A 12,565-nucleotide genomic window follows, 5' to 3' on the forward strand; every position below is an offset into this window, starting at 1 on the left:
CGCCCGGGGATCAGAGCGGCGCGACCGCCGGCTGGGCGATGCAGGCCGTCCCGACGCGCCGGAAGCCCACCTTGGAGTACAGCCGCGCCACGTCGTCGTCGCCCGCGGACAGGAACACCAGGTCGTCGCCCTCCTCCAGGGCGCGCCGGGCCAGGCTGGCGGTCAGCTGCGACGCGTACCCGCGGCGCCGGGCCGCGGGCAGCGTGGCCACGCCGGCGACCTCGGCGACCCCGCCGACGCGCTGCACCGACCCGCAGGCGAGGACGCCGTCGGCGGGTGAGTCGACGACGGCGCTGATGAAGCGGCCGGAGGCGTGCCGGCGGACCTGGTCGTCGATGACCTCGGGGGACGGCGGTGGCACCGCGTCGCGCTGCGCCGGGCCGGCCGGCTCGACGATGAGCGCGCCGGCCTGGGCGGTGGCCGGTCCGGCGCCGGTCGCGGACGCCGGCGCGCCGAAGCCGAGCCGGCCGACGGCCCGGCTCGCGGCGATGTCGGCGGCGAAGCCCGGCGCGGCCGGGTCCAGGAAGCGGATGGTCCCGCCCGGGATGGGCAGATCGGGTACGAGCGCCGCCCGGTCCAGCACCATCAGCGGCGCGAGCAGCACGTCCAGCCCGGCTGAGCGCGCCACGGCGAGCAGGTCGGGCGTGGTCTCGTGCACCCACTCGAACGTCTCCGGGACGCCCAGCTCTCGTTGCCTGATCCGGACGGCAGTAACATCTGCGGCAGACGGCGTCCCATCCCCGAGGCGGGGCCGGGCGTAGTAGGGCCACCCCGCACCCTCGCGGATGAAGAGTACGAATCCCCCGATGTCCTCGGTGACCGTGGCATCGCGGGGCACGGAATCGTAGAAACGCTCCAGCCGGGTGAAGACGTCGGTATCCTCTAGCGCCACCGCGCGAGACTACCGAACCCGCGTCGACAAAGTGTGATCCATCCGCACCTGGCGGAGATCGGTGACGACTAACGTAGTATCGAGAGACTTTTGCAGGGCCGACGTCGTCCCGACCTTGAACGGAAACACCAGTGACGATCGGAGGCCCGGTGGCTTTTCCGCACCCCCAGGGTTTGTACGACCCGCAGAACGAGCGCGACGCGTGTGGCGTGGCCTTCGTCGCCGATCTGCACGGCCGCCGGTCCCACGATGTGGTAGCCCAGGGCTTGTCCGCGCTGATCCGCCTCGACCACCGTGGCGCCCGCGGCGCCGAGTACAACACCGGCGACGGCGCCGGCATCATGATCCAGGTGCCGGACGCGTTCCTGCGCGAGGTCGTCGACTTCGAGCTGCCGGAGCCCGGCGCGTACGCGACCGGCCTGGTGTTCCTGCCGACCGACGAGTCCGACGCGGCCCGTGCGATCGCGGTCTTCGAGAAGTACGCGCTGGTCGAGGGTGGCGACATCCTCGGCTGGCGCGACGTGCCCGTGGACCCGTCCGGGCTGGGTGAGTCGGCCGAGGCCGCCCGCCCCGCCATCAAGCAGGTCTTCCTGGCCGCCCACCGGCTCACCGGCACCAAGACCGGCAAGGCGGGGGAGCGGCTGTCCGGCGTCGAGCTGGACATCGTGGCGTTCTGCATCCGCAAGCAGGCCGAGCGGGAGACGCAGCAGCGCGGCATCGGGGCGTATTTCCCCTCGCTGTCGTCGCGCACGATGACCTACAAGGGCATGCTCACGCCCGACCAGCTGCCCGAGTTCTTCCCCGACCTGACCGACGCGCGCATCGACAGTGCCATCGCGCTCGTGCACTCGCGGTTCTCGACCAACACGTTCCCGTCGTGGCCGCTGGCGCACCCGTACAGGTTCATCGCGCACAACGGCGAGATCAACACGATCCGCGGCAACAAGAACTGGATGGCGGCCCGGGAAGCGCTGCTGGCCTCGCCGGACGTGCCGGGCAACATCAAGCGGCTGTTCCCGATCTGCACGCCGGAGGCTTCCGACTCGGCGAACTTCGACGCCGTCCTGGAGCTGCTGCACCTGGCCGGGCGCAGCCTGCCGCACGCCGTGCTGATGATGATTCCCGAGGCGTGGGAGAACGACCCGGGCATGGACCCGGCGCGGCGCGCCTTCTACCGCTTCCACGCGAGCCTGATGGAGCCGTGGGACGGCCCGGCCAGCGTGGCGTTCACCGACGGCACGATCATCGGTGCGGTCCTGGACCGCAACGGGCTGCGCCCCGGCCGCTGGTGGCACACCAGCGACGGCCTGGTCGTGCTCGGCTCCGAGGCCGGCGTGCTCGACCTCGACCCGGCCACCGTCGTGGCGAAGGGCCGCCTGCAGCCGGGCCGGATGTTCCTGGTGGACACCGCCGCCGGGCGCATCGTGCACGACGACGAGATCAAGGCCGAGCTGGCCGCCGCGGAGCCGTACGACGACTGGCTGCACGCGGGGCTGATCAACCTGTCCGATCTGCCCCCGCGCGAGCACGTCATCTACACCCACGACTCGGTGCTGCGCCGCCAGCAGGTCTTCGGCTACACCGAGGAGGAGCTGAAGATCCTCGTCGCGCCGATGGCCCGGGCCGGCGCGGAGCCGCTGGGCTCGATGGGCACGGACACCCCGATCTCGCCGCTGTCCACCCGGCCGCGGCTGCTGTTCGACTACTTCCACCAGCTGTTCGCCCAGGTCACCAACCCGCCGCTGGACGCGATCCGCGAGGAGCTGGTGACCAGCCTGTCGACCACGATCGGCCCGGAGGGCAACCTGCTCGCCCCGGGCCCGGCCAGCTGCCGCCAGGTCGTGCTGCCGTACCCGGTCATCGACAACGACGAGCTGGCCAAGCTGCTCTCCATCGACGAGGACGGCGACCTGCCCGGCTTCAAGGCCGTCCGGGTCTCCGGTCTGTACCCGCTGCGCGACGGCGCCGAGGGCATCAAGGCGCGGCTCACCCAGATCTGCCGGCACGTCTCCGAGGCCATCGAGGACGGCGTCCGCATCCTGGTGCTCAGCGACCGCGACTCCAACGCCGACCTGGCGCCGATCCCGTCGCTGCTGCTCACCGCCGCGGTCCACCAGCATCTCGTGCGCGAGCAGACCCGCACGCAGGTCGCGCTCGTCGTCGAGACCGGCGACTGCCGGGAGGTGCACCACGCGGCCGTGCTGATCGGGTACGGCGCCGCCGCGGTGAACCCGTACCTGGCGTTCGAGAGCGTCGAGGACCTCATCGCCACCGGTCCGCTCGCCGGCATGGAGGCGGGCAAGGCGGTCCGCAACTACGTCAAGGCGCTCGGCAAGGGCGTCCTGAAGATCATGTCCAAGATGGGCATCTCGACCGTGTCGTCGTACTGCGGCGCGCAGGTCTTCGAGGCGGTCGGCCTCGAGGACGAGCTGCTGCAGCGCTACTTCACCGGCACCTCCGGGCGCATCGGCGGCTCCGGGCTGGCCGAGATCCACGCCGAGGTGGCGGCGCGGCACGCGAAGGCGTACCCGAGCAACCCGGCCGAGCGCAGCCACCGCCGCCTCGAGGTCGGCGGCGAGTACCAGTGGCGCCGCGAGGGCGAGGTCCACCTGTTCAACCCGGAGACCGTCTTCCTGCTGCAGCACGCCACCCGCAGCAAGCAGTACGACGTCTTCCAGCAGTACACGGCCAAGGTCGACGGGCTCGCCGAGGCGGCCGGCTCGCTGCGCGGGCTGTTCCGCTTCCGGTCCGACCGGCAGCCGGTGCCGCTGGAGGAGGTGGAGCCCGCCTCGGAGATCGTCAAGCGGTTCGCCACCGGCGCCATGTCGTACGGCTCCATCTCGGCCGAGTCGCACGAGACCCTCGCCATCGCGATGAACCGCCTCGGCGGCAAGTCGAACACCGGCGAGGGCGGCGAGGACGTCGAGCGCCTCTACGACCCGGCCCGGCGCTCCAGCGTCAAGCAGATCGCGTCCGGCCGCTTCGGCGTGACCACGGAATACCTCGTCAACGCCGACGACCTGCAGATCAAGATGGCGCAGGGCGCGAAGCCGGGCGAGGGCGGCCAGCTGCCCGGCAACAAGGTGTGGCCGTGGATCGCCAAGACCCGGCACGCCACGCCCGGGGTGGGGCTCATCTCCCCGCCGCCGCACCACGACATCTACTCGATCGAGGACCTGGCCCAGCTGGTCCACGACCTCAAGATGGTGAACCCGGCTTCGCGCGTACACGTGAAGCTGGTCTCCGAGATCGGGGTCGGCACCGTCGCGGCCGGCGTGGCCAAGCTCAAGGCCGACGTGATCCTGATCTCCGGCCACGACGGCGGTACGGGCGCCAGCCCGCTGAACTCCCTCAAGCACGCCGGCTCCCCGTGGGAGCTCGGCCTGGCCGAGGCCCAGCAGACGCTGCTGCTCAACAAGCTGCGCGACCGGGTCACCGTGCAGGTCGACGGCCAGCTCAAGACCGGCCGCGACGTGATCGTCGCGGCGCTGCTGGGCGCCGAGGAGTTCGGCTTCGCCACCGCGCCGCTGATCGTCTCGGGCTGCATCATGATGCGCGTCTGCCACCTGGACACCTGCCCGGTCGGCATCGCCACGCAGAACCCGGTGCTGCGCGAGCGGTTCAGCGGCAAGCCGGAGTTCGTCGAGAACTTCTTCCTGTTCCTCGCCGAGGAGGTCCGCGGCTACCTCGCCGAGCTGGGCTTCCGCAGCATCGACGAGGCGATCGGGCACGCCGAGGTGCTCGACGTGGCGCCCGCGGTGCACCACTGGAAGGCGAAGGGCCTCGACCTCACCCCGATCCTGTACGTCCCCGAGCTGCCCGAGGGCGCGTCCCGCCGCGGGATCGTCGCCCAGGACCACGAGCTCGACAAGGCGCTCGACAACGAGCTCATCGCGCTCGCCCAGCCGGCGCTCACCGAGGGCCGCGAGGTCCGCGCCGAGCTGGCCGTGCGCAACGACCACCGCAGCGTGGGAGCGATGCTCGGCGGCGAGGTCGCCCGGCGGTACGGCGGCAACGGCCTGCCCGACGACACCATCTCCTTCACCCTGCGCGGCACCGGCGGGCAGTCGTTCGGCGCGTTCCTGCCGCGCGGCGTCACGCTGCGGCTCATCGGCGACACCAACGACTACGTCGCCAAGGGCCTGTCCGGCGGCCGGGTCAGCGTGCGGCCGGCCGACGAGGCGCCGTTCGTGGCGGAGGAGAACATCATCGCCGGCAACACCATCCTGTACGGCGCCACCGGCGGCGAGGTGTTCCTGCGCGGCCGCGCGGGCGAGCGCTTCGCCGTGCGTAACTCGGGGGCGTCGGCGGTCGTCGAGGGCGTGGGGGACCACGGCTGCGAGTACATGACCGGCGGTGTCGTGGTCGTCCTCGGCTCGATCGGGCGCAACTTCGCCGCGGGCATGAGCGGCGGCAAGGCGTTCGTGCTCGGGCTCGACCCGGACAAGGTGAACCCCGAGCTGGTCGACCTGGCCCCGCTGACGGCCGACGAGCAGGAGACGCTGCACGACCTGCTCGTCAAGCACCACGCCGAGACCGGGTCCGCGGTGGCGGAGCGGCTGCTCAAGGACTGGCCGGGTGCGGCGGCGGAGTTCACCGCCGTGGTGCCGCGCGACTACAAGCGAGTGATGGAACTGATCAAGACCGCCGAAGCTGCCGGTCGGAACGTCGACGAGGCGGTTATGGGGGTCACCCGTGCCTGATCCGAACGGTTTCCTGCGCTACGAGCGGCAGCTGCCCAAGCGCCGCCCGGTGCCCGTACGCATCCGCGACTGGCGGGAGGTCTACCCGCCGGCCGGTGACGAGCTGATCCGCGACCAGGCGACGCGCTGCATGGACTGCGGCATCCCGTTCTGCCACGAGGGCTGCCCGCTCGGCAACCGCATCCCGGACTGGAACGACCTGGTCCGTACCAACGCGTGGGCCGCGGCGGCGGAGAGCCTGCACGCCACGAACAACTTCCCGGAGTTCACCGGCCGGCTCTGCCCCGCGCCCTGCGAGGCGGCCTGCGTCCTCGGCATCGCCGACGACCCGGTCACCATCAAGCAGGTCGAGGTGGAGATCGCCAACCACGCCTTCGACCTCGGGTACGTGCAGCCGCAGCGTCCCGCGACCCTGTCCGGCAAGTCGGTGGCCGTGGTCGGCTCCGGCCCGGCCGGGCTCGCGGCCGCGCAGCAGCTGGCCCGCGCCGGCCACGCCGTCACGGTGTTCGAGCGCGACGACCGCATCGGCGGCCTGCTGCGCTACGGCATCCCGGACTTCAAGCTGGAGAAGGAGCGCATCGACGCCCGCCTCGCCCAGATGGAGGCCGAGGGCGTCGTCTTCCAGACCGGTGTCAACGTGGGCGTCGACGTGACCGCGGACGATCTGCGCGAGCGCTTCGACGCCGTGCTGCTCACCTGCGGCGCCCTCGCCGGCCGCGACACCCCGGAGACGCCGGGTCGCCACCTCAACGGCGTCCACCTGGCCATGGAACACCTGGTCCCGGCCAACCGGGTCGTCGCCGGCCTGCAGGAGTCCACCCCGATCGACGCCAAGGACAAGCACGTCGTGATCATCGGCGGCGGCGACACCGGCGCCGACTGCCTCGGCGTGGCGCACCGCCAGGGCGCGGCCAACGTCATCCAGCTCGACCAGTACCCGCTGCCCCCGGAGACCCGCGCGGCCGAGCAGCACCCGTGGCCCACCTGGCCGGTCATCCTGCGCAACTACCCCGCGCACGAGGAGGGCGGCGAGCGCGTCTTCGGCGTGGCGGTGCAGGAGTTCGTCGACGACGGCGAGGGCAACGTCAAGGCCATCCGCATCGTCGACGTCGCCGTCGAACGGATCAACGGCCGCCGTACGGTCACCGTCGCCCCCGGCTCGGAGCGCGACCTGCCGGCCGACCTGGTCCTGCTCGCGATCGGCTTCGAGGGTACGGAGCAGCAGCCGCTGCTGGAACAGTTCGGCGTCACCCGCAACGCCCGCGGAGCCGTCGACGCCCGCCCCGACTGGCAGACCGAGGCGGACGGCGTCTTCGTCGCGGGCGACATGCACAAAGGCGCCTCGCTGATCGTCTGGGCGATCGCCGAGGGCCGCGCGGCGGCGGCGGCGATCCACAGTTACCTGGGCGGCGACGGCGAGCTGCCGGCCCCGGTACGCCCCTCCTCCCAGCCGCTCGCGGCGACCCGCTGACGCACCGGCCCGGCACCCGTCCTCACGGGTGCCGGGCCTTTTTCGCGGCCTCGGACAGCGGCTCGGGGAGCGCGTCCGCGTCGAACCACCCGATCTCCGTGCACTTGCCCGGTTCCCGGATCTCCGGCACCCCGCCGACGTGGCGTGCCGCGTACGACACCGACACCCAGTGCTGCCCCTCCTCGGGGAGCAGGTGGTCGGCCACCCCGAGCAGGCCGGTGACCTCCACCTCCATGCCGTACTCCTCGCGGAACTCCCGCCGTACGGTCTCCTCCAGGGTCTCCCCGAAATCGACCGTGCCGCCGGGGAACTCCCAGCAGCCGGCCTCGTTGCGGGCCGCCGGCCCGCGACGGGCCAGGAACACCCGCCCGTCCGCGTGGCGGACCACGGCCCCGACCCCCACCCCGACGTAGTCGCGTCCCGGCACCATCACGCCCACCCCTTCCGGCCCGCCCGGCCCTCGCACGGGCTCCCTTCCACCCCGGGACGGCGGTCCCCGGCGCTGCCCGGCGGGGCACTGCGGCGGTCCCCGCCAAATGCTCGATCGCGGACCGATAAGCTGAAGCCGTATCGCGGTCGCCGACGCCCGCACCCGCTTCATCCGATGCGGCTGCGAAGCCGGTGCACCGTCGCCGGCCGTGCGGAGCGTCGCCACCCGCAGTTCATCCCCATGACGGGGGTCGGCCAGCGGGCCGATCCGAAAGAGAGACTAGCCTGATGGCTGTGACACGCCGCGCAAAGATCGTCTGCACCATGGGTCCTGCCACCGCCTCCCCCGAGCGCATGCTCGGCCTGGTCGAGGCCGGTATGGACGTGGCACGAATGAACTTCAGCCACGGCAGCCACGACGATCACCAGCAGATCTACGAGATGGTCCGCGCCGCCGCGAAGCAGACCGGCCGCGCCGTCGCCGTCCTCGCCGACCTGCAGGGCCCGAAGATCCGCCTCGGCCGGTTCGCCAACGGCCCGCACGTGTGGGCCACCGGCGACGTCGTGACCATCACCAGCGACGACATCCTCGGCACCCCGGACCGGGTCTCCTGCACCTACAAGAAGCTCCCGAACGAGGTCAAGGTCGGCGACCGGCTGCTCATCGACGACGGCAAGGTCGCCGTCGAGGTCTCCGCGGTCGAGGGCAACGACATCCGCTGCCTCGTCACCGAGGGCGGCCCGGTCTCCAACAACAAGGGCGTGTCGCTGCCCAACGTCGCGGTCAGCGTCCCGGCGATGAGCGAGAAGGACGAGGAGGACCTGCGCTTCGCGCTCGGCCTCGGCGTCGACCTGATCGCGCTGTCGTTCGTCCGCTCGCCCGACGACATCAAGCTCGTCCACCAGATCATGGCCGAGGAGGGCCGGACCGTACCGGTCATCGCCAAGGTCGAGAAGCCCGAGGCGGTCGACCACCTCGAGGCGATCGTGCTGGCGTTCGACGGTGTCATGGTGGCCCGCGGCGACCTCGGCGTCGAGCTCCCGCTCGACCAGGTGCCGCTGGTGCAGAAGCGCGCCGTCCAGCTCTGCCGGGAGAACGCGAAGCCGGTCATCGTCGCCACCCAGATGCTCGACTCGATGATCGAGAATTCCCGCCCGACCCGCGCCGAGGCCTCCGACGTCGCCAACGCGGTCCTCGACGGCACCGACGCCGTGATGCTCTCCGGCGAGACCTCCGTCGGCAAGTACCCGGTGCTCACCGTCAGCACGATGGCGAAGATCGTCACGACCACCGAGCAGGGCGCGCTGGGCGTTCCGGTGCTGCAGCACGACCCGCGTACGCACGGCGGCGCGCTCACCGTCGCCGCGTCCCGCATCGCCCGCAACATCGGCGCCAAGGCCCTGGTCGCGTTCTCGCAGACCGGTGACACCGTGCGCCGGCTCTCCCGGCTGCACTGCGAGCTGCCGCTGCTCGCCTTCACGCCGGTGCCCGCGGTCCGCGACCAGCTCGCGCTCTCCTGGGGCGTCGAGACGTTCCTCACGGACTTCGTCGAGCACACCGACGACATGTTCCGCCAGGTCGACCAGGCCATGCTCGGCCTCGGCCTGGCCAAGCCCGGCGAGTACGTCGTCGTCGTGGCCGGCAGCCCGCCGAACGCCCCCGGCTCCACCAACACCCTGCGGGTCCACCAGCTCGGCTCGCTCGTCGACCCGAGCACCGTGTGAACGGACCGCTGCGGGGACAGGCCGCCGTCGACCAGCTGCTCGAGGTCCTCGACCTCAAGCAGCTGGACGCCGACCGCTTCCAGGGTGAGAGCCCGCAGGTCGGCGCCCAGCGCGTCTTCGGCGGCCAGGTCGCCGGCCAGGCCCTGGTCGCCGCGGGGCGCACCGTCGACCCGACGCGCTTCGTGCACTCGCTGCACGGCTACTTCGTCCGCCCCGGCGACCCCACGGTGCCGATCGACTTCACCGTCGAGACCATCCGCGACGGCCGCTCGTTCTCCGTACGCCGCTCCACCGCCCAGCAGCACGGCAAGACCATCTTCTTCATGTCGGCGTCGTTCCAGGTCGTCGAGCACGGCCTCGACCACCACACGCCGCCCCCGGAGGGCGTACAGGGCCCCGACGAGACCCCCACGATGCGCGACTGGCTCGCCCGCTACCCGCAACGCCAGGCCGCCTTCGACTCCGCGCCCCAGGCCATCGACGTCCGCTACGTCAACACGCCGGGCTGGGTCCCCCCGGGCGACCGCGACGCCACCGACCACCAGCGCGTCTGGATGCGCATCAACGGCAAACTCCCGGACGACCCGCTGATCCACGCCTGCGCCCTCACGTACGCCTCGGACCTCTCCCTGCTCGACTCGGTCCTCTCGGTCCACGGCGAGGTCTGGGGTCCGGGCGGCGTGATCGGCGCCAGCCTTGACCACGCCCTCTGGTTCCACCGCCCGTTCCGCGCGGACGAATGGTTCCTGTACGACTGCACCAGCCCGTCGGCCAGCGGCAGCCGAGGCCTGGCCAGCGGCCGCATGTTCACCCGGGAAGGCGCCCACATCGCGAGCGCGGTCCAGGAAGGCCTCCTGCGCCGGGTCGGCGCCTGACCGTCCCGGTCTCGGCCGCCCCTTCACCCCTGGCACGGGTGGGCTTGCGCCTCGGCGCGCTCGCCTTCGTCTCTGCGTCCGGCCTTGTCCCGCGCTGGGCCGCGCTGTTTCCGGGCAGCATGCCTTCGGGGATCTCAGGCCGGAGGCGCCCCGCCGGGCGGGACCCCGGCCTGGCGACTGGCCGTCGTACTGGGTCCCGCACCGGCAGGGCAGGGGAGGATCAGTCCACCAGCCCGCGAGTGCCCGGCGTGTCCTCAACCGCGGCCGCCGGCGTCGACGCGCCCTGCTCATCAGTCGAGGGCCGCACGACTTCCGCGCGCCCCACCGCATGAGCGGCGTCGCCCGCTGCGGCGCCTTCCGCGCCGGGCCTGCCGGCCGGGGGAGCTTCGGCACCCTCGGCAGTGTCCGGCACCTCGACCTGCTCGGCCTCGGCCGCCGCCTTCGCGGCCCCCGGGACAGCGGCCCCGGTCACCCCGGCCAGCGCGAGCATCGTGTCCAGGTCGGCAGTGGTCCTCAGGACCTCGTCGTGAAAACTCCCGGCCCGAGCCGCAGCCCCAGGCTGCCCCGCATCGAACCCTCCGGACCCCGCCGCCCCGCCGCCTCCCGCCGCCGCCGCGCCGCCGCCATGCCCCGCCGCGCCGCCGCCATGCCCCGCCGCCGCGCCGCCGAGTGCCGCTGCTCCGCCGCCGAGTACCGCTGACCCGCCGCCAAGCCCCGCTGTCCCGCCGCCGAACGCCGTCGTCCCGCCGCCAAGCCCTGCCGTCCCGCCGCCGCCATACCCCGCCGCGCCGCCGATCCCGTGCCCCGGCGCCCCCGCCCCGCCGGCCGCCGCCCCGCCACCCGCCGCGTCGCCGCGCACCACCGGCCGCGGCGTCGACAGATCCGACATCCCGGCCGCCGAACCTCGCGCCGCCGCCCGGTGCCGCGCCCGCGCACCCCGGTTCGGCGCGGTCTCGAAATCCGTCAAGCCCGCCGAGTAGCCGGCCACCCCGATCGCCCGTTCCGCGGACAACTCCAGCAGCCGCTCACCCCGCGATACCGCCGACGCATCACGCAGCCGCAACGACGCCACCAGATCGGCGACGCCACGCAACAGGGCCGCCCCCGCCAGGATCAGCACGATCACTTCCGGCGTACGCGCAAAGGAGCTGGCAGCGAAGAACCCCAGCCCGAGCTCCGCCACCCCGACGACGGTGAGCAGCCCCCAGATCCCGTCGGTCTCCCGCGTCATCATCGAGATCGCGACATCCGCGGCGCCCCGCACCATCAGGTACCACCCGATCAGCGCGGCCGGCGTCGTCCACGACCCGCCCGCGTCGATCATCATCAGCACCGCGGTGGCGGCGAACAGCACGGCCATGCCCGCGTTCAGCCACCACGTCCGCGTCCCGGCCAACGCCCGCACCGCCTCGGTCGCCGCGGCCAACAGCACAACCGGACCGGCCACGTCCGCGATGCCGGCGGGCTCGATCCGCAACACGCTCCACGCGATCGCCAGCCACGCCACGCCCGCGAGCAGAAGGAACCCCCACATCGCGTCACGCACGACGGTCAGGGGCGACGAGCCGGACCACAACATGAAGCCTCCTGGCAGTGCTGGTACTGCCATGACAACACCGCCGAGACAGGCAAACCGGTCTTTCACCGAAAAACGCCGACCCCGCCACGCCCGATCCAAGACCACCGATGAGAGGTACGGTCACCCTCAGCACTTCGCCCCCACAACCCCGTCCAGCACCACCACCCCCTCCCGCCGCGCGACGGACAGCTGTATCGGGCTGCACATCCGCCACCGCACGCCCGAACGGTCGAGCGCGTCCTGGCACAGGCGCATGATGTCGGCCGACTTGTTGGTGAACATGTAACGCGGATAGGCGTATACCTTTCCGGCCGCGTGCACTTTGTTCTCGGTGCGGCACCCGTCGGAATGGAACAGGCCGCGCAGAAACTGCCCGGGGAATACGTCCACGACGGCTCTCTGCCAGGCGGTGAGGGTGATCGTTCTGTCGTGTTTCTTGCCGATCCCGTGCTGGGGGAGCAGGCAGGGCCAGTGCATCCAGCTGGAGCGCACGGCGTCGCGTCCCTCGCGGCGCTGGTGCCCGACCCTGCGGGCTCCGCAGGCGAGCATGGCCGCCTCGATCTCGGCGATGACTCCCGGGTAGCGCAGGTCGCACGCCACGGTCAGCAACGGCACGCGCCGGGTCAGCAAGAGGTGGCCGTCGCCGAGGTACATGCCCAGGAGGTAGGCGTACCACGCCGGATCGTCCACCGCGCGCGCCGGTTCGGTGCAGAAGGGGCAGCGCAGGTCCGGTTGGGAACGGCTCTTGTCGCGCGTGCGGTACAACCAGCCGGCGACGGTGTCGCGGGGGACTTCAAGATCCGCGCAGATGGCGGCGAACGGCACGCCGGCGGACCTGAGATCGATCGCCCGTTGCCGTACGTGGGGTGGGTGCACCGGACCATCATCGAT

General features: G+C 72.2%; 8 protein-coding genes. 4 read left to right on the forward strand and 4 right to left on the reverse strand.

What is annotated here, in order from left to right; genetic code table 11:
* Window positions 1-10: 10 nt before the first annotated feature.
* Window positions 11-892 carry a GNAT family N-acetyltransferase gene (locus IT780_RS26600; protein ID WP_199514464.1) on the reverse strand — a complete coding sequence of 294 codons (882 nt, stop codon included), beginning with the start codon at window positions 890-892 and terminating at the stop codon, window positions 11-13.
* Window positions 893-1,041: 149 nt separating this feature from the next.
* Between IT780_RS26600 and gltB the strand changes: the two genes are divergently transcribed.
* Together gltB and IT780_RS26610 are read left to right on the forward strand one after the other, a co-directional pair.
* Window positions 1,042-5,595 (forward strand): glutamate synthase large subunit, encoded by a 4,554-nt coding sequence (gene gltB, locus IT780_RS26605; protein ID WP_372443798.1) that lies wholly within the window; start codon window positions 1,042-1,044, stop codon window positions 5,593-5,595.
* Window positions 5,588-7,066, forward strand: coding sequence for a glutamate synthase subunit beta (locus IT780_RS26610; RefSeq protein ID WP_199514468.1), 1,479 nt, complete (start codon window positions 5,588-5,590; stop codon window positions 7,064-7,066). The genes gltB and IT780_RS26610 overlap by 8 nt, the downstream gene beginning before the upstream one ends.
* 22 nt (window positions 7,067-7,088) lie before the next feature.
* Here the strand turns inward: IT780_RS26610 and IT780_RS26615 are convergent, their stop codons facing one another.
* Window positions 7,089-7,496: an NUDIX domain-containing protein gene (locus IT780_RS26615; RefSeq protein ID WP_233413587.1), complete on the reverse strand. Its 408-nt coding sequence runs from the start codon at window positions 7,494-7,496 to the stop codon at window positions 7,089-7,091.
* 287 nt (window positions 7,497-7,783) lie between these two features.
* On the opposite strand from IT780_RS26615, the gene pyk reads away from it, so the two are divergent.
* Together pyk and IT780_RS26625 are read left to right on the forward strand one after the other, a co-directional pair.
* A complete protein-coding gene (gene pyk / locus IT780_RS26620; RefSeq protein ID WP_199514472.1) occupies window positions 7,784-9,220 on the forward strand; it encodes a pyruvate kinase in 1,437 nt (478 codons plus the stop codon).
* Window positions 9,217-10,095, forward strand: a complete 879-nt coding sequence (locus IT780_RS26625) for an acyl-CoA thioesterase (protein ID WP_199514474.1) — start codon at window positions 9,217-9,219, stop codon at window positions 10,093-10,095. Before pyk ends, IT780_RS26625 begins: the two co-directional genes overlap by 4 nt.
* A 220-nt stretch (window positions 10,096-10,315) precedes the next feature.
* On the opposite strand, the gene IT780_RS26630 is transcribed toward IT780_RS26625, so the two are convergent.
* Complete coding sequence (locus IT780_RS26630) at window positions 10,316-11,674, reverse strand: HdeD family acid-resistance protein (protein ID WP_199514476.1); 1,359 nt, start codon at window positions 11,672-11,674, stop codon at window positions 10,316-10,318.
* A 126-nt stretch (window positions 11,675-11,800) separates the two neighbouring features.
* Window positions 11,801-12,499, reverse strand: a complete 699-nt coding sequence (locus IT780_RS26635; RefSeq protein ID WP_307831395.1) for a transcriptional regulator — start codon at window positions 12,497-12,499, stop codon at window positions 11,801-11,803.
* Between the last annotated feature and the right edge of the window lie 66 nt (window positions 12,500-12,565).

Source organism: Nucisporomicrobium flavum (assembly GCF_016464385.1).
In the GTDB taxonomy this organism is placed as follows: domain Bacteria; phylum Actinomycetota; class Actinomycetes; order Mycobacteriales; family Micromonosporaceae; genus Actinoplanes; species Actinoplanes flavus_A.

What these genes read in the sequence shown, in the direction of transcription:
- IT780_RS26630 (WP_199514476.1), bottom strand. Translation starts at nt 11,674, where the DNA reads ATGTTGTGGTCCGGCTCGTCGCCCCTGACCGTCGTGCGTGACGCGATG.
- IT780_RS26615 (WP_233413587.1), bottom strand. Translation starts at nt 7,496, where the DNA reads ATGGTGCCGGGACGCGACTACGTCGGGGTGGGGGTCGGGGCCGTGGTC.
- pyk (WP_199514472.1), top strand. Translation starts at nt 7,784, where the DNA reads ATGGCTGTGACACGCCGCGCAAAGATCGTCTGCACCATGGGTCCTGCC.